Source organism: Chitinophaga alhagiae (assembly GCF_003568665.1).
GTDB lineage: Bacteria > Bacteroidota > Bacteroidia > Chitinophagales > Chitinophagaceae > Chitinophaga > Chitinophaga alhagiae.
In genome coordinates this window covers 353,747-377,042 of the sequence record NZ_QXMH01000004.1, presented here as the reverse complement: position 1 = coordinate 377,042, position 23,296 = coordinate 353,747, and the positions used below count along the sequence as shown (strand labels likewise).

Sequence of the window (23,296 nt, the reverse complement as noted above, 5' to 3'; positions counted from 1 at the left end):
ATACTTATGCCGGAACAAAATTCCACCGCCAGGGAGCTGCTGCGCCTGCCCGTGCTGGTAGCCGCCTTCGGGTACCTGGTAGATATGTATGACCTCTTCCTCTTCAGCGTAGTGAGGGTGCCCAGCCTGCAATCTCTCGGCCTGCAAGACGATGCGCTGCTGCACCAGGGCGCCTTGCTGCTCAACATGCAAATGGCCGGCCTGCTCATTGGCGGCATCATCTGGGGCGTGCTGGGCGACAAAAAAGGCCGCCTCTCCGTGCTCTTCGGCTCCATCCTCATCTACTCCCTGGCCAACATTGCCAACGGCTTTGTGCAATCCGTGCCGCAATACGCGGCCATGCGCTTCATTGCCGGTATTGGCCTGGCGGGCGAGCTGGGCGCGGGCGTTACCCTGGTCACGGAAGTATTGCCCCGGCGCATACGCGGCTACGGCACCACGCTGGTGGCTACGCTGGGCGTAGTAGGGGCCATTATGGCGTACTTTATGGCAGACCTGTTCCAGTGGCGCATCTCTTACTTTATTGGCGGCGGGCTGGGCCTGTTGCTGCTGGTACTGAGAATGCGGGTGCTGGAATCGGGCATCTTCCAGAAAACAAAACTGATGCAGGTACGGCGCGGCAATTTCCTCTGGCTCTTTTCCAACCGCAAGCGCCTGCTGCGTTACCTGCAGTGCATTGCCATCGGCCTGCCCATCTGGTTCGTGGTGGGCATCCTCATCACTTTTTCACCGGAGTTTGGCAGGGCCATGGAGCTGAACGCGCCCGTGGTGGCGGGCAAGGCGGTGATGCTGTCTTTTGCGGGCCAGGTGCTGGGAGATATTGTGAGCGGCCTCCTCAGCCAGTTCGTGCAAAGCAGGAAGAAGATCATCCTCCTGTTCATCCTGCTTTCCCTGGTCATGGTAGGGGTGTACCTGCTGCTGCCGTACCGCGATGTGGGAACGTTTTACGTTATCTGCGCTTTCCTGGGCTTTACCAATGGTTATTGGGCCTTGTTCGTTACCGTGGCGGCGGAGTTGTTCGGCACCAACCTGCGGGCCACCGTGGCCACCACAGTGCCCAATTTTGTAAGAGGCGCCGTTATTCCCCTCACCATGCTGTTCCTTTACTTGAAGCCGCATTGGGGCGTGCTGCACAGCGCCGGCATAGTGGGCCTGCTGACCATTGCCGTTGCCTTGCTGGCGCTCCGCGGGCTGGATGAGACCTTTGCGAAAGACATGGACTACCTGGAGTAGCGATTGTCCGCAAACGGACAAACCTGTACAGAAACGAACATGAAAGCTATTTAGATAGTATTGATAATGAATGAATTAAGAGCGTATTGCGCCATGGCATCAAAGTTGCCCTACCGGGGCATCATTGTTAGCGAAATTTTAATAGCCTGTCCGGCATCCTAAAGATTGCTATCACGCCGGAAGGTAAATTATTGTAACCACGCTTCGTGCGTGGTTTTTTTTTCTGCCATGGTGGCTGCCTCCCGCCATGGCGGGTAAACGCGTAGCCTGCTTGTCCGGGCTTGCATTTTTGCCCGCTATTGCCGCAGCTTCGTCATCAGCCCGTTCCGGCGCGTGAGGTTGATCTTGTCCACTACGTCCGTTTCACGGAACGGTTTTACGATGTAACTGGTAAAGCCGGAGCTCATGTACATGTCCAGCTCTTCCTTTACTGCGTTGCCGGTAATGGCAATAACCGGCACGTGCGCCTTGCGCGGGTCTGCCAGGCGGCGGATGTGCCGTACCAGGGCCAGGCCGTCCATTTCAGGCATGGAGATGTCTGTGAAAACAATATCGAAGTATTGTTCCTGCATCATTTGCAGGCCTTCCGCGCCGTTGGTGGCGGTAGCGTGCTCAATGCGCAGCCGCTCCAGTATAATTTCCAGCAGGCGGCGGTTGAGGGGATTGTCTTCCACTATCAGCGCCCTTGAAATATCCGGCAGCGTTGCGGGGCTATGGGCGGGCGCGGCGGGCGCAGGCGGGGCGGCGGCCGTTTTATAGGGAATGGAAAAATGAAAGGTGGAACCTTCTCCAGGCTTGCTGTCTACGCCCAGCGTGCCGCCATGCAGGTCTATTATTTTCTTGACAATGGCCAGCCCCAGCCCGGAACCAATAGGCGTTTCCTGCCCGGCAACGGGCGTGCGCAGCTGCGTGTATTCTTCAAAGATATGTTTCAGCTGTTTGGGGGCAATGCCAATGCCGCTGTCTTTCACAGATACTTCAAGGCTGTGGCGGCCATTGCGGGAATACAGCACGGCGTCGATCAATATGTTGCCGCCGCGGGGCGTGAACTTCACGGCATTGCTCACCAGGTTCACCAGCACCTGTTTCAAACGGAAGGCATCGCCCTCCACCAGTTCCCCGCCGGAAAAACCGAAACGTTCCCGCAGGCTGATGTTTTTCTGCCCGGCCTGCACCTGCATGCCCTTGGTCACTTCTTCCACCACCTGCCGCGGGGAGAAGGGCGCAGCAGCCAGCTCCAGCTTGCCTTCTTCCAGTTTGGAAAAGTCCAGCACGTTGTTCACTACAGACAGCAGCATGCCGGAGGAGAGTTGTATGGCGCTCACCATTTCTTCCTGCTCGCCTCCCAGCTTCGTCTTTTTCAGTTGTTCGGTAAAGCCGATCACGGAGCTGAGCGGGTTACGGATCTCGTGGCTCATGTTAGACACAAAATCGCTCTTGAGCTTGGAGAAGCGCAGCGCGTCCAGGCGGGCGCTGTTGAGGCGCACGCTTGTTCTGTAACCAACATAGAGCAGCGTAAGGATGAGGGCCAGCATGAATATGATCAGCAAAGAGCCGTTCAGGGCATCGCTGTACCACTCGCTCAGTTGCAGGTTGATGCCGGCCGCCTGCACCCGTTGCCGCTGGCTGGCGGTTTCCTGCTCATGCTGCCTGAGCTGGTAAAGGTCTGCCAGCAGGGTTTTCAGCATGCGGTCATTGGCCGTTACCATTTCATATTCCTGCTGGTTCAGCTGCATCTGGCCGCTGCTGATATTGTTGAAGAGGGTAGTGTAGTAGCGATGCAGTTTTTGCAGCTGCTGTTCGTTGTATTGTTTGCTTTGCGCGTCAGGGCTTGTAGTGGTAGCGGTTTTCACTACGCCGGCCGCGGCAGTGTCACGCGCATAAGGGCCTTTGTTGGCCACCGCGTCCGCAATGCGGCCCAGCAGTTTTTTCCGCTTAACAGGCGTTCGGGGCGTGGCGGTGACCACTGTATCGGTACGTACCTGCTGCGCAAACCGGATGCCGGTGGCGGGCCGCAGGATGTTCCGCTGGTGGGTGGTGTCCCAGCTGGTGTTCATGGCGATCAGAGAATCCGCGGCGCGCTTGATGTTGAGAAAGATGCCGCTCTGTTCCTGCTTCTCCGCCAGCATGCCGCCGAGGCCCTGCTGCTTGTATTGCTGCAGGGAGTCCAGGTCTGCCGCCACTTCGCGCAGTGCCGTGCTGTAACGGGAAAAATAAACGTTCTGGTAGGTGAGGGTATAAAAACGGAAATGATTTTCAGCGGCGTACATGGTCTGTATGGCATGCCCTATCCAGTCTTTCTGCTGGCGGGTCTCCGCCAGCTCTTCCACGGCGGCGTGCAATTGCTGGTAACGCTGCTGCCTGTTGAAACGGACCAGCAGTACAATGGTCAAAGCGCTGATGAGCAAGGCAAGTATGGCATAACGGAGGAGAAGCTCACGGTTCCCTTTCCGCAGGTTTCCGGGAGAATGATGTTGCATAGTACGGAGGTAGGTAATAGCAGGTTTAAAAATAAACCTTTGGCGGTGTAAAAAATGTTAATGCCGGGTGCCGGCATTTGTTAACGGCAAGGGATGAAAAAGGGCAGGGGCACGGGGCCCCTGCCATATTGTTATCCTTTCTTTTCGGATTGCAGGCGGTAAGCCTGTATGTCACGGTCAAAGAGGTAGAGGCCGCTCTTGTCTTCGCCGATCAGCTCCAGCTTCTCGTTTAGCGTGCGGGCCAGCCTTTCTTCTTCTATCTGCTCAGACACGTACCATTGCAGGAAGTTGTGGGTAGCGTAGTCCTTTTCCTGCAGGGCCATGTGAACCAGGTCGTTAATGCTTTCAGACACCTTGATCTCGTGAGAGAGAAATTCTTCGAACACTCTTTTGAGAGACACAAACGTGATAATGGGCTGCCCCAGGTGCGGCACTATGCCAAACCCGCCGCGCTCGTTCACAAACTTGATCAGTTTCAGCATATGTACCCGTTCTTCGTCAGACTGTACATAAAAGAAATCTGCCACACCCTGCAGGCCGGGTTGAATGTCTGCCCAGGAGGCCATGGCCAGGTATGCCTGGGAAGAGGCTGCTTCCAGCGCCACCTGTTTGTTCAGCGCTTCTTGAATAGTTTTACTTAGCATAGTTGAAAGGTCTTGTTGAATTAAATATACAAATTATAAGGCAAGATGTATGCTGCTGACCGGTTCGCCAAAAAAGATGCCGGCCTGCCGGTCAAACGTGGCCGTATCATCCGTGGTATAGAACGTTCTGCCGCCGCCGGTGCTGCATTTGGCCGCCATTTCGGGGTGGCGTTGCAGGTAATCCGCCAGGCTGGCCGCGGCCAGCCCGCCCTGCGAAAGCAGGGTAACGCCGGGGGGCAGGTGCGCCTGCAGCTTGCCGGCCAGCAAGGGGTAATGCGTACAGCCCAGCACAATGGTGTCTATGTCTTTAGACTGCACCATCAGCTGGCGCACGTACTTGTTAATAAAATAATCTGCGCCCTCGCTGTCATATTCATCATTCTCCACCAGCGGCACCCACATGGGGCAGGCCTGCTGGTATACCTGTACGTCCGGGAAAAACTTTTCGATCTCTATGGGGTAGCTCTGGGAATTGACCGTGCCCGTAGTGCCGAAAACGCCCACCTGGCGGCTGCGGCTATATTGGCCCACCACTTCGGTAGTGGGGCGTATAATGCCCAGCACGCGGCGCTCGGGGTCTATGTTGGGCAGATCGTTTTGCTGAATGGTGCGCAGGGCCTTGGCGGAAGCGGTGTTGCAGGCCAGCACCACCAGGTGGCAGCCCATGCGGAACAAATGCTGCACGCATTCCAGCGTATAGTGGTAAACTGTTTCAAATGAACGGATGCCGTAAGGAGCGCGGCCATTATCTCCAAGGTAGATATAATCGTACTGCGGTAATGTTTTCACAATTTCTTTCAGTACCGTTAATCCGCCATAGCCTGAGTCAAATACGCCTATTGGTCCTTGCCTGCTGTTCATGGCCCGCAAATTACGGAATTTTCAGGCAACGGGCAGCGGCGTTTTACGGGCCTTGCGGGCCAGTTTTTGGATGCTCCATAAACACAAGAGCGTATACAAGCACCACAATATGCAAAGATGGTACAGCGCCGGCAAACGGTCCGTAATATGCGCGCCCTGTTGTACAATGCCCTGGTAGAGCGAGAGAAAGGGCGTAATGGGCAGCAGGCTGCCGGCGGCCTTGAGCCCGTCCGGCAGTTGCTGTATGGGCCAGGTGTAACCCGTGATGAGAAAAATAGGATAGGTGCTGAACGCCAGCAGTTGCGTGCAAAGCAATTGCGAACGGAAGAGCAGGCCGGTAAAGATGCCCATCGGTATCAGGGAGACCAGGAAGAGCGCCGTTACCAGCGCCAGCTCCCACGCGTTGCCCAGCAATCTTAGCTCCAGCACGCCAAAGTTGACGGTCAGGAAAAAGAAGGCGTAACAACTGAACAGGATGAAATAAAAAAGCCCTTTGCCCCACAGGGCCGTAGAGAGATTGTTGCCCGCCGCCTGCATCCATGCGGCGAAGGTATTCCGCTGCCTTTCCGCGGCGGTGCCGCCCGCCAGGCCCAGCAGCAGCGTTTGCTGCAATATCATGGCCAGCAGGCCGGGCAGCAGAAAGGTGCCATAGTCTGTCCGGTTGTTGAACAGCGGCCGGGCATCCGGCTTTACGGCCATCACCTCCCGCCCTGCAATTTCCGTGTTCATGCCTTCCTGCTTCTGCAGGTATTGCAGGCGCACGCCCGCGCCCACGGTGAGGCCTACTTCCGTAATAGCGCCCAGCACATCGCTGGAAGGCAGGAACCGCGCTGCATTCAGCGCCAGCACCATGTTGGCCTGCTGCAGGGAGAGCACCTTCTTTTCCATGCCGCGCTGAATGTACAGGAAACCCTGCGTGCGGCCGTGGTACATGGCTTCTTTGGCCGCTTCCAGCGTAGTAACGGCGGTTACATGTACCATCTGCGTATTATTGATCTGCTGGATGAGGGTGCGGGAGAGGCTGGTGCGGTCTTCATCCACCACGGCAATGGGTACTTCTTCTTCCGCCTTGTAGCTGTAAATGCTCCCGTAAAAGAACGCGTACAGCAGCGGCGCTATCAGCAGCGTGAGCAGCAGGCTGTGGTCTTTGGCTACCAGCGCCGCTTCCCGCAGCAGCAGGCGGAACGGTCTATATCCTTGCTGTTGCGGCATACGTTTGTTGTTTGTTCAGTTTCAGTTGCAGGAAGAACACGGCCACAAAGAACGTGCAGCCGATAAACAGCAGCAGCCGCGTAATTTCCGGCATGGCATACCGCAGCGGCAGCTCCATGAAATATACTTTGAAGAACGCGTCCAGGAACGGCGTGTAGGGCATCAGGCTGGCGTAATACTGGTCATACCAGGGCATGGCCCAGCGGGGAAAGGTAAAGCCGCTGAACACAAACGCGGGAGAGGTGTAGAACAGCCCCACGTCCAGCGCCAGCATTACGTCCGCCGCCAGTACGGAGATCATCAGGCCTATGCCGGTGCAGGCCAGTGCCAGCAGGTTGTACAGCACAAACAACTGCCCCGTGGTACCGGGGTGCTGCAGGGAAAAGAACGGGAAGATGATGCCTGCCACCAGCACAAAGTTGACCCATGCCACGCCCAGGTGGGCCAGGGTTTTACCTGCAATGATCACGCCGGCGTGGTTGCGGGCCATGGCGCGCAATTCGCTCATGCTGCCTTCTTTCCATTCCATATTGATGAGCAGCACCGCCACCATGATGATCATCATTTGCAGGGCCACGGTAATGAGGCCGGGCACCAGGTAGTGCTGGTAGTTATAGGTGGGGTTGTACAAGGGGTACACGGTCATGCTCACCGGCATTACCAGGCTCATGGCCTTTCCCGCGGGCATGCCGGTTTTCATGAACTTTTGCAGGTTTACGCCCGCGGCGGCGGTAATGATCACCGTGGAAGCGTCTTTATTGATGAGCTTGCCGGGCACCAGGGAGGCGGCGTTGGTGTAAATGGGCACCTTTACCGGGTGGCGGCTTTTGATATCCCTTTCCATGCCCCGGGGAAAATGTACGGCGCCAATCACCTGTTGCTGCTGCATCAGCGCCTCCAGCTCATCCTGGCTGTTAACGGAAGCCGTAATGCGGATGCTGGGCGTTTGCTCCAGCAGGAAAGTGATCTGCCTGGATACGGGGGAGCGGTCTTCGTCCCAGATGGCAACAGGCAGGTCTTCCGCCTGTTGTTTGTCATAGATGTACGCATAAAAGAAAAAGAGCAGCGGCGGCAATACCAGCAGCACCAGGCAATGGTCTGGCCGGGTGAGAATGCGTTTCCATTCCCGGAGGGCGATCTGGAAAATGGCGCGTATCATGGCATGATGAGGGCTGCCGTCATACCCGGCCGCAGGCCTTCAATGGCGGCCACATCGGCGGGTTTGCATGCTATGGTGAAAGTACGCAGTTCAAATTTCCCTTTCTCCTTTACGGGCACCCAGTTGGCAAATTCCAGCGAGGGCGCTACGGAAGATACCTGCACATCAAACGTTTCCGGCTGGCAGCCGGGTACCTTTACCCGGGCTTTGGCGCCCAGCGGGAGGGCGGCGGCGGCATCCTGCCTGATATTGAAACGGATGAAATAGGAAAGCGGCTTTTGCAGCGTCATCATCGGGTAGCCAATGCTCACAATCTCTCCCTGGTGGATCACCAGCGAGGAAATGATGCCGCTGGCGGGCGCATGAATGCGGGTATTGTCTGTCAGCGCCTTGGTGAGGGCATACCCTTCTTCCGCCTGTTTCAGGATGGCGGTGGCCGTCTGGATGATCTCCGGCTGCGTGCCCTTTTCCAGCATTTCCTGGTTGAGGCGGGCTATTTCCATTTCTTTTTTGGCGGCCTGGAACTTGAAGTAGATCAGGTCTTTTTCCGTACCGGATATCACGCTGTCATTATACAGGCGCTCCATGCGTTCATAGGTTTTGCGGGCCAGGTCATATTGCTCCTGCGTTATGTGGTAGAGGTTGCCCGCGTTTTTGATCACCTCCGGCCGCGCGCCTTTTTCCAGCAGCTTCACCTGCGCCGTGGCGGCTTCTATGGCGGCTTCGGCCTGCCGGCGGATGGCGTTGATCTCCGTGGTGCGCAATACGCCCAGTAACTGGCCTTCTTTTACGGTATCTCCCTGGGATACCAGCAGCGAGTCCAGCCGGCCGGGAAACTCCGCCGCCACGTCTACGTACTCCGCATCTACCATGCCTATGAAAGACCGGCTGGCGCCGCCGTTGCCGCGCATCAGGAAGAGCAGGGCTATCAGCAAAATGATCACCGGGATCAGCAAGGCCCAGTATTGTGAAAAAAATCTTTTCATTGTATAAGGCTCGTGATTTGTTGCGGTGTTCCAAGAATGTTATAATACTCCGCTGCGGCCAGCATATAGCCCAGCAGCGTGGCGTAATAGGCTTTGCCGATCTCTTCTTCCACCACCAGCGATTCATTCACGTCTTTCACGGAAGAGAGCTGGTTGGCCAGCCTTTCCTGCACCTGCGCGGTGGTAAGCCGGGCCTGGTCCCGCGCCTGCGCCAGCGCTTGCAGGTCTCTTTCCAGCACGGTCACTTTATTGCGCACTACGGTGGCGCCCGCTTCCAGCATGCTGCGGGTGTTCTCCGAGGCCAGTTTCACTTCTTCCGTCAGCATGCGGGTGGCTTTCACCCGCTGCTGGTTGGAAAAGCCGCTGAACAGCGTCCACTGCATTTCCACGCCTACCAGCCACGGGGGCGTGATAACGGGCAGGTCCCGCTGGTAGAGGTTGAGGCTGGCAATGCCGAAAATGTTGGGGAGGTTGAGGGAGCGGGCGGCCTTTACGGTGGTTTCCGCCAGGGATATCTTGCTGTCTACCGCTTTCCAGGCGGGATTGCCTTTCCAGAACTCCACCGGCGGGGCGGTGCTTTGCAGGGAGCGGTATTGCAGTGTATCCGTGAGGGTGAGCGTCGTATCTTGCGGCAGTTGCAGCAGCCGCTTCAGCTCCACCAGGGCGTTGTCTTTTTCCAGCTGCAGGTTCTGCTGGCGGCTGCGCGCCCAGGTAAGCGCCACCGTAGCCCAGTTGCGCTGGTAGGGCGGAATGATCTCGTTGCTCACCAGTGAGGCGGCATACCGTTCATTGCGTTCCATAGCGGTCACAATGCGGCCTTGAGACAGCAGTACGGAGTTGATGTAAAGGATACGGATATACGCCGTGGCCAGGGCAAAATCTGTCTGTTTTTCCACCAGTTCCACGTTCACGATGCCGGACCGGTGCTCCGCCGCCGCAATGTTGCGCGCCGTGGCCAGCTTGCCGCCCAGGTAAATAGGCTGGCGCAGGCCCAGGGCGGCCGTAAAGTAGCTTTGTTTGCTCAACGGCGGGTTGTAGTTGGGATATGCCGCGCCAATGATGTTACGGGAGGTATTATAGATGCCGTCTTGCACGGGCTGCGGCAGGTCGTTGCCGGTCACTTCGCGGTACACGGTGTTGGCCGCGGATACGCTTTGCAGCGAGGAGCCTTCCACAATACCGTCTTTCACCTGCTGCAGGTTGATCTCCAGCGGGCGGCTGAGGTAGTTGTAGCCCGCCAGCAGGTCTACTTTCGGGAAGTAGGTGGCCTGCTCGGCCTTGAGCTGGTGCTGCCGTGCGTCCAGCGAGCGGCGGGCCTGTTCCAGTGCAATATTATGCTGGCGCGCCAGCTGGAAACATGCTTCAAGGGTCAGTTCGCCGGATTGTGCCTGCGCCGGCCCGGGAAGGGTGGCCAGTATGCACAGGGCGGCCGCAATGGTGCTTGCTGAAAGGTCCATACACTGTTTACTAACAGCAGGCGGCGGCTTTTGTTCGCGTGGTATAATGGCGCCGGTCTGCAGCGGCACCCGTTCAGTGCCGGCCATGACACTATCCGCCATTGATGGTTGCGCGGCGGGGGGCTTGCAATTCTCAAGCCCGTCAAATTGCTTTTGGGGCGGCCCCTGTCTGTATCGTTATGGGCTTTATGCCAATGCGTCGTACAATATCTCCACCGGGTGTTTGGCGTGCACGCCTGTACCGTCTTTGATCTGGTGGCGGCAGCTGGTGCCCGGCGCGGCTATCAGCGTGCCATCGCCCGCATTCCTTACGGCGGGGAACAACACCAGCTCGCCGATCTTCTGAGACACGTCGTAGTGTTCCTTTTCATACCCGAAAGACCCGGCCATGCCGCAGCAGCCGGAGGGGATCACTTCCACGGAATAACCTTCCGGCAGGCCCAGTATCTTTTTGGAATGCAATACGCTTGACAGTGCTTTCTGCTGGCAGTGCCCGTGCAGTTTGATATGCTGTTTGCCAGGTTTGAACATGGCGGGCGTAATGTGGCCAAGGTCCGCTTCCAGGGAAAGAAATTCATCTATCATGTACACATGCCGCGCCAGCTCTTTGGCGGCGGCGCGCAGCGGTTCTCCTACCAGGTCCGGGTATTCATCGCGGAAGCCCAGTATGGCGGAAGGCTCTATGCCTATCAGCGGGGCGTTTTCCGTGATGAGGCCGCTGAACACCTGCACGTTTTTCTCCGCTATCTTTTGCGCCTTGCGTAAAAAACCTTTGGAGAGCAGTGCCCGCGCGCTTTCCGGGTGGTTGACGGGTATTACTTCGTACCCCAGTTTACGCAGCAGGTTTACAGCCTTGATGCCGATATAGGTATCGTTATAGTTGGTGAACTCGTCGCAGAAAAGGTACACTTTGCGCCCGTTGCCGCTGCCGTTCTGCGGGTTGGCCTTCAGCCAGCTGCGCAATGTTCTTTTTTCCAGCGTGGGCATGGAACGGTCCATGGCAAAGCCGGTGATGCGTTTGATGAGGCGGGAGGGGCCGCTGGTCTTTACCAGCCAGTTGTAGATGCCCGGCGCAATGGCGGCCAGGCTGGTCAGCATGCGGAAGTGGCCGATGAGCCAGGTGCGGAAGGGCACGCCGTTGGCGTCGTGATAATGCTGGAGGAACTCCATTTTCAGCTTGGCCATGTCTACGTTGCTGGGGCATTCTGATTTGCAGCCCTTGCAGGCCAGGCAGAGGTCCATTACCTCGTAGATCTCATCGTGGTCAAATTTGTTCTCCTTGGTGGAGTTGGTCAGGAACTCGCGGAGAATATTGGCCCTGGCGCGGGTGGTGTCTTTCTCGTTGCGGGTGGCCATGTAGCTGGGGCACATAGTGCCGCCGCTCAGGTGCGTTTTGCGGCAGTCCCCGGAGCCGTTGCATTGCTCCGCGTGCTGCAAAATGGTCTGTTGCGGAAAATGGAACACCGTTTTCAGGTCCGGGGCCTTTTTGCCCGGCTCGTAGCGCAGCATGCTGTTCATAGACGGGGTGTCTACGATCTTGTTGGGATTGAAGATGTTCTCCGGGTCCCAGGTGTATTTGATCTGCCGCAGCAGCTCGTAGTTGCGGGGGCCTATCATTTGCGCAATGAACTCGCCGCGCAGGCGCCCGTCCCCATGCTCGCCGCTGAGGGAACCGTTGTATTTCTTGACCAGCGTGGCTATCTCTTCCGCAATGGTGCGGAACAGCTGGTTGCCTTCCACCGTTTTTAGGTTGATGATAGGGCGGAGGTGTATTTCCCCGCTGCCGGCGTGGGCGTAGTGTACGGCAAACAGGTCGTACTTTTTCAGTATCCCGTTGAAGTCCGCAATGAAGTTTGGCAGGTCTTCTACCGCCACGGCGGTATCTTCAATGACGGGCACGGCCTTTTCATCTCCCGGGAGGTTGCTCAGCAGGCCCAGGCCCGCTTTGCGGAGCGTCCAGATCTTTTTGGTGTCTTCCCCGAAGAGAAGGGGAAAGTGGTAGCCCAGGCCGGCGGCCTGCAACTCCCCGCGCAATTTGCCGGCAACCTCGGTGATCTCTTCGCGGGTATTGCGGGAGAACTCCACCACCAGTATGGCGCCGGGGTCTCCCTGTACAAAAAAGCGGTTCTTGCGCTGCTCAATATTGTCTTTGGTGCATTCCAGTATGAAGTGGTCTATCAGCTCGCTGGCGCTGGGTTTGTACCGCATGGCAATGATGTTGGCGCGGAGCGATTCGTCTACATTATGGAAGTGGATGCACATCAGCCCCGCTTCCTTTGGCGGGAGAGGATCTATATGGAGCCTGATCTCCGTGAGGAAGGCGAGGGTGCCTTCGGAGCCAGCTATCAGCTTGCAGAAGTTAAAGTCTTCCTTCCCGGCCGTGAAGGGGGCCGTTTCCAGCAGCAGGTCTACCGCATAGCCGGTATTGCGCCGCAGGATGGAAGGTTTCGGGAACTCTTTCCGGATCTCCTCCTGGTTGGCGGCGTTGCCCAGGATGGTGCGTACCTGGCGGTACACGGTGGTTTCCAGGCTGCCATCCGTGGCCTCGCATTTGGCATGGAACTCGTCAGGGGAGAGGCTTGAAAAGGTGGCTTCCGAGCCGTCGCTCAGGAGGGCCTTTACTTCCAGCAGGTGCTCGCGGGTGCTGCCGTATACCACGGAGTTGGAGCCGCAGGAGTTGTTGCCCACCATGCCGCCTATCATGGCGCGGTTGGCCGTGGAGGTTTCCGGGCCAAAATAATAGCCGTAGGGTTTCAGGAAGAGGTTCAGCTCGTCCCGGATCACGCCGGGCTGCACCCGCACCCATCCTTCTGCTGTATTGATCTCCAGTATTTTGGTAAACTTCCGGGATACGTCCACGATAATGCCGTTGCCTACCACCTGCCCGGCCAGCGAAGTGCCCGCCGTACGGGGTATGAGCGACGTTTTATGTTCACGGGCAAAGCGGATCAGAGTTTTAATGTCTTCTTCGTTTTCCGGTATGGCCACTGCCAGGGGCATTTCGCGGTAGGCGGACGCGTCCGTGGCATAGAGGGTACGCATTGTATCATCTAAATACAACTCCCCCTGCAATTGCCGGCCGAGTTGTATCAGCATTTCACGCTTGATCATGACCGCGAAAATAATATATAAACAGGAAGCTTAAAAGAGGGTATTATTATTTACGAACACGGGTTTGGCCAAACCCAGCCCGCAGCGGGCATTCAGCTGGTCTACGAGGTATACGGTCAGTTCCGGGGAAAAAGCCTCGTCGTGCATATGCATGAAAAAATACAGCTCTTCCAGCCCGTGCTCCAGCCAGTACTGGAGGCGGTTCACCCAGTCGTCTACCCGGGTATGGTCTGTAGGGTGCAGGCTGTTGCCCACAAACCGGATAAAAGCGCCGGCAACGGGCAGGTGCATATGGGCGCAATCCCGCCGCTCCGCCGTATCGGTGATCACCGCTCCCATGCCCAGGTTGCGCAGGGTCTGGAACAGCTCCCGGCTGTGAACGGGGTCTGCAAACCAGTCAGGATGCCGCACCTCCACGTAAAAACGGAGGTCTTGCGGCAGGGAGGCCAGGTAGTTGAACAGGTTGCTTTTACGGGAGGGGCCGAATTTATCGCTCAGCTGCAGGAAAACAGGCCCCAGCTGCTCCCCGAAGGCCAGTATTTCACTGAGGAAGGCCGTGGTGGCTTCGGTGGCGTTGGTCAGCTGGCTGTAATGGCTGATAGACTGCGGGACCTTGGGGCAGTACCTGAAATGGCGCCCCGCCGTGGTGGCGGCCCATTTCCGCAGCAGGGACGGGTCTACGTGGTAGTGGGTGGCGTTCAGCTCTATGCTGTTGTAGTGTTTGACGTATTCCTGCAGGAAATCCTTGTCACGCGTGCCTTTCGGGTATATTTTGCCCACCCATTCCTTACGGCCCCACTTGGCGCAGCCCAGGTATACGGCCGGTGCCTTGGCGGGGCGGCCCGGCAGGGCGGCCTTGTTGAAAACCGGCTCCGCGGAGAGCTTGAAATCAATGTTGTTCAGCAGTTCGGCGTCTACTCGTCCAAAGTCCATGCTGTGAAGGTAGGGAATCTGCGGGTGGGATGGGAACGGCCTTTAACAAAGAAGGGGCCGTCTCAAAAGTAATTTTTACCTGATCTTATTCGGGTACCTGATGGAGAGATTTTTCGTTTACGTGATTCTCGGGGCCATCAAATTACTTTTGAGACGGCCCCTTTTATCCAATTAGTGTAAAGACATTATTTTATTGCGATGGTCATGTTCCTGAGAAACGCTTTGGCCCTTGCATGACTTTCCGGGAACAATACCCTGCCTTTCAGTTTTTCTGCAACTAAAGACAGTAGTTCTTGGTCCGATACTTTCACCGGTTTTTCTGTTTTATGTCCTTTAGTTTTCATACACTAAATGATATTCTTTTGCCGGCAAAAATAGGCATTCGACCAATGCAAATCGCACCAGCAAGTATGTGTTTTCCTGCTTCATTCCACACCAATAATTGCCCTAAGCCCAAAGTGCCGCCCCTGGCGGTTTACAGATAGGATATCTTACCCATATCATACCCATAAGCCAGGGATATTCCGTGGATAAGTCATCTCTATATAGAGGTAGCTTATCCATGGCTGAACTAATGGTTTTCCTTATATTTACGGTATTGTAACTTGAATAGGACCTAACTGTAACCACATTGTTAACACCTTAAAACCACCAACCATCTATGGCAAAACTTAATGGTCCTTTCGACTTTTCCGGCAACTTCGGCAATTTCAGCGTGTACAAAATGCGCGGCGTAGACAAACTGGTAGTCCGGCGCAAGGGCGGTCCTTCCAGGGAGCAGGTCAATACTTCGCCCAGGTTTGCCCGTACCCGGGAAAACAATGCCGAGTTCAAGGCCTGCACCATGCTGACCAGGGGCATCAGGAACGCGGTATTCCTGGTCAATCACCTGGGAGACCTTCGTTTCACCGGCGCGCTGAACAGCGTAGGCAAGCAAATGCAGCTGCTGGACAAAACCAGCAAAAGAGGTCAGCGGGGCATTAGCCTGTCCCGCCACGGCGGCATGCTGGCCGGGTTCGACTTCAACGCGGAAATGCCTTTTGACAATCTGTTCAGGCACCCCCTGGCGGTCAAGACCAACCGGAAGAAGGGGACAGCCACTGTTTCCATTCCCGGGCTGATCCCCGGCATCAGCCTCAACCTGCCCTGGAATGCGCCTTTTGTCCGCTTCCTGGTCTCGCTCGGAAAAGCGGGCGATGTGCGGTATAACGGTACAAAGTTTCAGCCGGTAGCGGTAGACAGGGCGCACCAGCAATACCGCATTACGGAATGGCAGCACACCGGCGCCGCCTCCGGGCCAGTAGAGATCACCCTGCAGCTGGACAAGGGAGCCGCCAGGGGCGAGTCCCTGGTATTGGCCATTGGGATAGAGCTGGGTATTACAGGCCGGTATGGCGAAATAGAAGCCGCCGCCAGGGCAGGGGCGGCCAAGATACTGGCGGTATTTTAACAAGCAAGGCGGTAAAGCCGCAGGACAGGGCGGCCAAGACTGACGGCATTTTAACAAGTAACACGGTAAAAAACGGCAGCAATGCCCCGGGGCAACGTCCGGGATACCTGCCGTATCTTAACGGCCAGCCGCCCGCCACATACGGTACCCAACGCCGAAAAAATAACTTTTTCCTACTTTCGTTTTCTTTTCTCGTTTTTCCGGGTTAAATTATAAACGAATAGGACAGTATGGAGATCTTACACGTTAGCGCGGAATGTTACCCGGCGGCAAAAGTAGGCGGATTGGGAGACGTGGCGGGCGCGCTGCCCAAATACCAGCAGCAGGCGGGCGCCATTGCCAAAGTAGTGATGCCGGCATACAATACCCCCTTCAGGGAAAAACACACTTTTGACCTCGTTCACCAGGGCGGCTTATGGGTGGGCCATGAATGGTACCACTTCAATATCTGGAAAGAAAGCACCAATGTACTGGGCTTTGACCTCTACCAGGTAGACATTCCCGGATTGCTGGACACGGCCGGCGTATACGGCTACCCCAACGATACGGAACGTTTCCTGGGGTTCCAGGTAGCGGTGCTGGACTGGCTCAATGAATGGCAGCATCAGCCGGATGTGATCCATTGCCACGACCATCATACCGGCCTGATCCCCTTCCTGGTCAGATTCGGGTACAAGTACGCGCCGCTGCAGCACATCCCCACCGTGCTGACCATTCATAATGCGCAGTACCAGGGCCAGTTCGGCTGGGACAAGCTGTACCTCATCCCGTCTTTCGACCTCTGGAAAAGCGGCATGCTGGACTGGAACGGGGCCATCAACCCGCTGGCGGCCGCCATCAAGTGTGCATGGCGGGTCAATACCGTGTCTCCCAGCTATATGGAAGAGCTTTTCAGCAACGCCAACGGCCTGGAAGCCCTGCTGAACCTGGAACGCTACAAGGCCTCCGGCATCCTGAACGGGATTGACGACAAGGTGTGGGACCCCGCGGCAGACGAGATGATACCGGTACCCTACAGCGTGAAAGACGTTACCAAAGGCAAGAAGGCCAATAAACTTCGTTTATGCGAAACGTTTAGCCTTCAGCCGGAGCTGCCGCTCTTTGTGTTCATTGGCCGGCTGGTGGGAGACAAGGGGGCAGACCTGCTGCCCGAAGTGATAGGGCGTACGCTGGCGGAACATCCTGACGGCCTCAACTTCCTGGTGCTGGGCAGCGGGGACGCGCATACGGAATGGATGCTGCAGCAGGCCCGGCAATACGCCGGCAACAACTTTAACGTATTCATCGGGTATAACGAAACCCTGTCTCACCAGTTGTACGCGGGGGCTGACTTTTTGCTGATGCCTTCCAGGGTAGAGCCTTGCGGCCTCAACCAGATGTATGCCCTCCGGTACGGCACCATCCCCATTGTGCGCACCACCGGCGGCCTTATAGACACCGTGCGTGATTTTGGCGATGAAGGTGGTTTCGGCATCCGCTTTTACCACGCCACCCCCGGAGACGTGGCCCACGCCATTGGCAGGGCGCTGGAGCTGTACGGGAACAGGAACAAATTTGCCAAGATCAGGAAAACAGTGATGCAGCTTGACCATTCCTGGAATAAAGCGGCCCGGGAGTACCTGAATATGTATACCAGCCTAAAATAAATTGTAACGTTATGTCGAACGCAGTGATCTCTATTATTCTCGGAGGAGGTGCCGGAACGCGGCTTTATCCCTTGACCCGCAGCCGCTCAAAGCCGGCTGTGCCCGTAGCCGGAAAGTACCGGTTGGTGGACATTCCCATTTCCAATTGCCTGAACGCTGACCTGCACCGCATTTTTGTGCTGACGCAGTTCAACTCGGCCTCGCTGAACAAACACATCAAAAATACCTATCACTTCAGCCATTTCAGCAAAGCATTTGTAGACATCCTGGCGGCTGAACAAACGCCTGACAACCCCACCTGGTTCCAGGGCACGGCGGATGCAGTGCGGCAGATACTCCGCCACCTGGAGAACTTCGAGTTTGAGTACGCCCTCATTCTTTCCGGGGACCAGCTGTACCAGATGGACTTCCGGGAAATGATACAACACCACATTGAAAAGGGCGCAGACATTTCCATTGCCACCATCCCCGTACACGGCCGGGAGGCCACGGAGTTCGGCATCCTGAAAACGGATGAGAACAGCTTTATCTCCGCTTTTATTGAAAAGCCCAAAAAGGAGCTGCTGCCAGACTGGTCTTCCGAAGTGAGCGCTGACATGCAGCGAGAAGGCCGTATTTACCTGGCCTCCATGGGCATCTACATCTTCAACCGCCAATTGCTGTTTGACCTGCTCAACGGGCAGCCTGATTCTACTGACTTTGGCAAGGAGATCATTCCCAACTCCATTACAGAGCATAAGGTGCTCAGCTTCCAGTATGAAGGGTACTGGACAGACATCGGGAACATTTCTTCTTTCTTTGAGGCCAACCTGGGCCTTACGGACGATATTCCGCAGTTCAACCTCTTTGACGATCATAAGACCATCTTTTCCCGCGCGCGCATGCTGCCGCCGGCCAAAATATCAGGCACCACCCTGGAAAAAACGGTGATAGCAGACGGCTGCATCATCAACGCCAGCCGCCTGGAGCGCTGTGTGGTGGGCATCCGCACCCGCATTGGCAAGGGCACCACCATCAGCAACAGCTATTTGATGGGGAACGATATTTACCAGACGCTGGACGAGATCAACAATGCCCGCAGCATGGGGCGCCCGCCCATCGGCATCGGGGAGCGCTGTTATATCAACAATGCCATTATAGATAAGAACGCCTGCATCGGGAACGATGTGCGGATCAACGGGGGCAAGCACCTGGAAGATGGGGATTTTGAGAAGTATACCGTGAAGGATGGCATTGTTGTTGTGAAGAAAGGAGCAGTACTCCCTGACGGTTTCCAATGCCTCGGGTAACAACGCTTAACAAAAAATTCGGGATATGCGGCTATCTATTGAAAGGCAAATGATCAAGGTGTCACCTGATCTGAAACGTGTGGTGGCGAGGTTTTTTTACAACGGCGATGCAAGGGCGAAAGGTATTATTCTGAGAGTAATGGAAATGACGGACGATGAGGTGAACGTTTGCATTACGCCCATCCTGCGCGATTTTTCCAAACGGCACCGTAACATAACCCGCATCTATGAGCGCCATGCAGACAAACTGAAAAACCTCTTCACGGCCCTGGAGATAGATTACAGCGAGCTGGACATCAAGCGGAAACTGCTGATCGGCTCCTTTCATACCAATGAGTTCTCCATTGAGTCTGCCGCTTTTTTTAACCCCTCCATTGTGGAAGATGTGGACCAGAGCGGGCTGGAAGAAGGGGAAAAGAGAGTGGTGCTGAGCTTCAGGGCGGTGGGCGAAGGGCATATTTCTTCTATCGTGTTCCGCCGCGGCACCATCAACAAGAACAACGAAATCTCACTGATACCCGCCGGCAATTATGTAGATGAGCCAGACATTATCCGCAATACGGTATACCATAAGAACGTGTTCTTCCAGAACGCTGCCTCCATCAGGTTGCCGGACTCGGTGGTGCGCGAGGTGAGCAACGGCCTGCCGGACACGTTCGAGTACATGCAGCTGAAAAAAGTGATCCGTGACATGCAGCAGCGCTACCAGGTAGACCACCTGCTGAAGCGCAACCTGGAGCGGGTGCTGTGGCTGGCGGACTCTTATTACGAGATCAACTTTTCGCTGGATACGGATATTTCAGACCGGGTCATTTTCCCCTATTCCGAAGCGGAGAGCCGGGGTATTGAAGACGCCCGCTTTGTGCGGTACGAGGGGGATACGAGCGGGGTCACCTACTATGCCACCTACACGGCGTTTGACGGCATCACCATTCAGCCCAAGCTGCTGCAGACGAGAGATTTCTACCATTTCAAGATCATGCCCCTCTACGGCGAAGGCGCGCAGAACAAGAACCTGGCGCTCTTTCCCCGCAAGATCAACGGGCGGTACGCCATGATGAGCCGTATAGACGGCATCAACAACTACATCATGTACTCAGACAAGATCAACATCTGGGAAAACCCTGAAATACTGCAAACGCCCAAGTACCCCTGGGAGTTTGTGCAGATCGGCAATTGCGGCTCGCCCATTGAAACGCCGGAGGGCTGGCTGGTGATCACCCACGGCGTGGGGCCTATGCGCACCTACTGCCTGGGCGCCACCCTGCTGGATTTGGAAGATCCCAAAATAGAGATAGGCCGCCTCAAAGAGCCGCTGCTCATTCCCAATAAAGACGAACGGGAGGGCTATGTGCCCAATGTGCTGTACTCCTGCGGCTCCATGATACACGGCAATGAGCTGATCATCCCCTACGGGCTGTCTGACTACGCGTCTACCTTTGCTACCGTACATCTTGACAAGCTGCTGGAGAAGGTGAAGGAAGGCTAAGCACCTGCTCGTACACCTTCACATAATCATCCACCATCTTTTGCACGCTGAACTGTTCCATGCTCCATTCATGGCAGGCATGGCGGTCTACAGTGCCCAGCATGGCCACCTGTTCCGCCGCTTCCCCCGGGCCGCCGGCCAGGAAGCCGGTTTTGCCATGCCGCACCAGCTCCGGCATGGAGCCGCGGTTGTAGGCAATAACAGGCGTGCCGCACATCATGGCTTCCGCCACGCTGAGGCCAAAGGGCTCGTCAAAGTAAATAGGGTGCAGCAGGGCTTTGGCGCGGCCCAGCAGCTGGTCACGCTCATGGCCGCCTACGGGGCCTATATAGCTGACCTTGTCCCCGTCTATCCGCGGCTTCACCTTTTCATTAAAATACCGCTCATCCTGCACAATACCGGCTATAATGAGGCGGTGGCCGGTTTGGCGGGCTATGTCAATAGCGTCTGCCGTGCCTTTGTGAGGGTGGATGCGGCCAAAGAACAGCAGGTAGTCTTCCGGCTGGTCGTTAAAGCGGAAGCTGCCGGGGCGGATGCCGTTGTACACCGTGGCGGCGTACCGCAGGTCTGCGCTGCGGTCCGCGTTGCTGATGGATACGTAGTGGCATATATCGTTATAACGCCGGTACACGGGAATGATCTTCGGGGAAGAAAAGCCGTGAATGGTGGTGACCATGGGCGTACGGATGAGGCGGGAATAGGTGAGGGGCAGAAAGTCGAAGTGGTTGTGGATGATGTCATATTCATGCGCTTGCTCCATCAGCAGGCTGATGTGCATGCATTCCATCACCTTGGCGTCCAGCTCCCGGTCCTCTTCATAGCCCTCGGGGCAAATGGCCTGCAGGGTGCCGCCGGTAAGGGAGTTGGCCGTGGCAAAGAGCGTTACGTTCCAGCCGCGTTTCACCAGCCCCTCCGCTACGTTGGAGGCCATTTGCTCCCAGGGCCCGTAATGCGTGGGCGGTGTGCGCCACGCTACGGGTGAGAGTATTGCGATCTTCATGGTGCTGTTAACTGATTTTGCTGACTACCGGTGTGGAAATAATGGCCGTTTTGACGGGCTTTTCCTGCCGGGGAATGGCCTCGCAGCTTTGCAGCATGGCCAGGTGCGAAATAAAGTACGCCAGCGTGCTTTCCGCGCCCTGATTGCGGTTCAGCCCGTGAGGCGAAATACCGTCGCAGCAGCCGTGCGTTTCCGTATCGTAGAGGGATACACGCAGTACGTTTTCCCCGGTGAACCAGCGGTAGCAGGTAAACATCTTTTTCAGGTAACCGGCATGCCCGGTAACGGCATAGGCCTGCTGGTACAGCAGCACCATGGCCATGGTTTCCAGCGCCTGCTGGTCAAATACCGGGCAATCACCGCCTTCGCACAGCCAGCCTTCGTTACCCACGGGGCAGAAGTAACCCTGGTCCATGGTAACGGTTTCCAGGAAGGCAAGGCTTTGCAGGCCTATTTCCTGCAGGTCTTCCCGCTTGCTCACTGCAGCGGTGTGCAGCATGGCCAGCGGAAGAATGCCGTTATCATAAGTCATTGTTTTCTCGAACCACTGCCAGTCTCCCGCCCGGTGCTGGTACCAGGCGTCCGCCAGCGGCTGTATGAGCTGCAGCAGCCTGGCCAGCATGCCTTCGTCTGAGGGGTAGGCCTGCAGGTAATGGCAAAGGCCAATGGCGGCGTTGGCGCGGCCGCGCAGGTACTCCAGCGCGTCCAGGTGGGCCAGCGAGCGGTGAAAAAGCTCCATGGCAAATTCCCGGTAAGAATTGTTGGGGGCGTACCGCACCAGGTGGCCCAGCGCCCATACGGTACGGCCAAAGGAGTCTTCAGAGCCTATCTCGTCCAGGTACTGGCGGCTGAAGCTCAGGAAGTTCCTGAAATTACCGTCTGCCCGCTGCATGTAGTGAATAAAGCTGAGGTATACGGGCAGCAGCTCCGGCGTGGGCGCGTCTTTGCTTTTGCGGTGCTGGTGCGCCATAGCGGTCATCATCAGCGCCCGCGCGTTGTCATCCACGCAATAGCCTTCTTTCAGGTTGGGAATGCCGTATTTGGCGTGCTGTACAATACCGGTATCGTCTGTCAGCCTTCGTATATGCGAGAAGTTGAGCGGCGGTAAAAAAGAAGGGTCGGGCAAGGTACGCGGGTTGTTGACGGTGGCCGGGCGCGGCGTATTGCGGACCTTTTTGGCCAGCTGGTAATAGCGGGCGCCCATGCGGCTCCACTGCAGCTCGCGGCCATACCCGGACGCGCGGCTGCGCAGGGCTTCCAGCGCTTCGGGATCGTCCAGCAGTTCGGTAAGTATATGGCCCAGCTCGTCAAAACGGGAAAAGCCGAAGAGGCGGCCGCGGCCTTCGTCCAGCAGCTCCTGCGCATACCAGTACGGGGTGGATACCACCGCCGCGCCGGCGCCCAGGGCGTAGGTGAGCGTGCCGCTGGTGATCTGGGCCTCGCTCAGGTAAGGCGTAATGTATACATGGCTGTGCGTGAGGTAGGCAAACAGGTCGTTTTCCGTGAGGAACTGGTCTACGAACAGCACATGTTCCTCCAGCCCGTTTTCTCTGATCATCTCTTTCAGGCTGTTGCGGTATTCCTCACCGGCGTGGCGTAATACCGCGGGATGTGTTTTTCCCGCCACAACATACAGCACCTCAGGGTGGCGTTCTATCACACCGGGCAATGCGCGTATCACGGTCTCTATGCCCTTGTTGCGGCTCAGCAGGCCAAAGGTGAAGAGCACCTTGCGGTGGCGCAGCGATTCAGGCAGCACGTCCGCACTGATGGAAAGTTTTTCGAAATCGGGCACGCCGTGCGGGATGAGCGTTACCTTGTCTTCCGGCACATCATAGATATCGTTCAGGAAACGCGTGGCCAGCCGGCTCATCACAATAACACGTGCAGCATGCCGGGAAATCTCTTTAACGATGGTCTTCTGCAAAAAGGAAGGCTCTCTTAAAACAGTATGGAAGGTAACAATGTAAGGTACTTTCAACTTGCCCAGCAGGGACAGAATGAAGATGCCGCTTTCGCCGCCGAATATGCCGAACTCATGTTGCAGCACTACCAGGTCCGTATCACCATGATTGATATGCTCCGCCGCCGCCAGGTAATCCTGCATGCTGTGCTGGCGCACGGTAAACGTAACTTCCGGCGGGTATTCATAAGTCTGTCCATCGTCATTCATGGCTATCACGCTCACTTCAGGCGCTTCTTCCACAAGGCCCATGGCCCGTATCAGATGTTCGGTGAACGTAGCGATCCCGCACTCCCGGGGATAGTAAGACGAAATGTACGCAATCTTCATAAGAGTAACTGTTTTTAAAATTTTAGCAATACGGGGAACAAACACGGGACATT

The 23,296-nt window shown here is 56.4% G+C and carries 17 protein-coding genes; 5 read left to right on the top strand and 12 right to left on the bottom strand.

Features of this window, described 5'->3' with window-relative positions; genetic code table 11:
- The first annotated feature begins 6 nt into the window (after positions 1-6).
- Positions 7-1,233 (top strand): MFS transporter, encoded by a 1,227-nt coding sequence (locus D3A97_RS20710; RefSeq protein WP_119080453.1) that lies wholly within the window; start codon positions 7-9, stop codon positions 1,231-1,233.
- Between the two features lie 296 nt (positions 1,234-1,529).
- Here the strand turns inward: D3A97_RS20710 and D3A97_RS20705 are convergent, their stop codons facing one another.
- The 10 genes from D3A97_RS20705 to D3A97_RS24910 form a co-directional block, all read right to left on the bottom strand.
- Entirely contained in the window at positions 1,530-3,713 is a 2,184-nt protein-coding gene (locus tag D3A97_RS20705) for an ATP-binding response regulator (protein ID WP_119080452.1), read from the bottom strand.
- A 131-nt stretch (positions 3,714-3,844) separates the two neighbouring features.
- Positions 3,845-4,357, bottom strand: coding sequence for a ferritin (locus tag D3A97_RS20700; RefSeq protein ID WP_119080451.1), 513 nt, complete (start codon positions 4,355-4,357; stop codon positions 3,845-3,847).
- 33 nt (positions 4,358-4,390) lie between these two features.
- On the bottom strand, positions 4,391-5,218 hold the full coding sequence (gene murI, locus D3A97_RS20695; RefSeq protein ID WP_119080450.1) for a glutamate racemase: 828 nt from the start codon (positions 5,216-5,218) through the stop codon (positions 4,391-4,393).
- Between the two features lie 21 nt (positions 5,219-5,239).
- Entirely contained in the window at positions 5,240-6,430 is a 1,191-nt protein-coding gene (locus D3A97_RS20690; protein WP_119080449.1) for an ABC transporter permease, read from the bottom strand.
- Positions 6,408-7,589, bottom strand: coding sequence for an ABC transporter permease (locus D3A97_RS20685; RefSeq protein ID WP_119080448.1), 1,182 nt, complete (start codon positions 7,587-7,589; stop codon positions 6,408-6,410). Before D3A97_RS20685 ends, D3A97_RS20690 begins: the two co-directional genes overlap by 23 nt.
- Positions 7,586-8,575 carry an HlyD family secretion protein gene (locus D3A97_RS20680; protein ID WP_119080447.1) on the bottom strand — a complete coding sequence of 330 codons (990 nt, stop codon included), beginning with the start codon at positions 8,573-8,575 and terminating at the stop codon, positions 7,586-7,588. Before D3A97_RS20680 ends, D3A97_RS20685 begins: the two co-directional genes overlap by 4 nt.
- Complete coding sequence (locus D3A97_RS20675; RefSeq protein ID WP_119080711.1) at positions 8,572-10,032, bottom strand: TolC family protein; 1,461 nt, start codon at positions 10,030-10,032, stop codon at positions 8,572-8,574. Before D3A97_RS20675 ends, D3A97_RS20680 begins: the two co-directional genes overlap by 4 nt.
- 186 nt (positions 10,033-10,218) lie before the next feature.
- The gene (locus tag D3A97_RS20670) at positions 10,219-13,143 is read right to left on the bottom strand and encodes an FAD-binding and (Fe-S)-binding domain-containing protein (protein WP_232826034.1); all 2,925 of its coding nucleotides are present in this window, start codon (positions 13,141-13,143) and stop codon (positions 10,219-10,221) included.
- A gap of 30 nt (positions 13,144-13,173) precedes the next feature.
- The gene (locus D3A97_RS20665; RefSeq protein ID WP_119080446.1) at positions 13,174-14,076 is read right to left on the bottom strand and encodes a DUF72 domain-containing protein; all 903 of its coding nucleotides are present in this window, start codon (positions 14,074-14,076) and stop codon (positions 13,174-13,176) included.
- A gap of 185 nt (positions 14,077-14,261) precedes the next feature.
- Entirely contained in the window at positions 14,262-14,420 is a 159-nt protein-coding gene (locus D3A97_RS24910) for a hypothetical protein (RefSeq protein WP_157986663.1), read from the bottom strand.
- 317 nt (positions 14,421-14,737) lie between these two features.
- Between D3A97_RS24910 and D3A97_RS20660 the strand changes: the two genes are divergently transcribed.
- The 4 genes from D3A97_RS20660 to D3A97_RS20645 all read left to right on the top strand — a co-directional run bounded on the left by D3A97_RS20660 (position 14,738) and on the right by D3A97_RS20645 (position 19,950).
- Positions 14,738-15,526, top strand: a complete 789-nt coding sequence (locus D3A97_RS20660) for a hypothetical protein (protein WP_119080445.1) — start codon at positions 14,738-14,740, stop codon at positions 15,524-15,526.
- Positions 15,527-15,756: 230 nt separating this feature from the next.
- Entirely contained in the window at positions 15,757-17,172 is a 1,416-nt protein-coding gene (locus D3A97_RS20655; protein ID WP_119080444.1) for a glycogen synthase, read from the top strand.
- 11 nt (positions 17,173-17,183) lie between these two features.
- Positions 17,184-18,461 carry a glucose-1-phosphate adenylyltransferase gene (locus tag D3A97_RS20650; RefSeq protein WP_119080443.1) on the top strand — a complete coding sequence of 426 codons (1,278 nt, stop codon included), beginning with the start codon at positions 17,184-17,186 and terminating at the stop codon, positions 18,459-18,461.
- Positions 18,462-18,486: 25 nt separating this feature from the next.
- Positions 18,487-19,950: a glycoside hydrolase family 130 protein gene (locus tag D3A97_RS20645; RefSeq protein ID WP_119080442.1), complete on the top strand. Its 1,464-nt coding sequence runs from the start codon at positions 18,487-18,489 to the stop codon at positions 19,948-19,950.
- Here D3A97_RS20645 and D3A97_RS20640 read toward each other — a convergent pair.
- Together D3A97_RS20640 and D3A97_RS20635 are read right to left on the bottom strand one after the other, a co-directional pair.
- Positions 19,904-20,950, bottom strand: coding sequence for a glycosyltransferase family 4 protein (locus D3A97_RS20640; RefSeq protein ID WP_119080441.1), 1,047 nt, complete (start codon positions 20,948-20,950; stop codon positions 19,904-19,906). The genes D3A97_RS20645 and D3A97_RS20640 overlap by 47 nt on opposite strands.
- Positions 20,951-20,957: 7 nt before the next feature.
- Positions 20,958-23,243 (bottom strand): glycosyltransferase family 4 protein, encoded by a 2,286-nt coding sequence (locus D3A97_RS20635; RefSeq protein WP_119080440.1) that lies wholly within the window; start codon positions 23,241-23,243, stop codon positions 20,958-20,960.
- Positions 23,244-23,296: the final 53 nt, after the last annotated feature.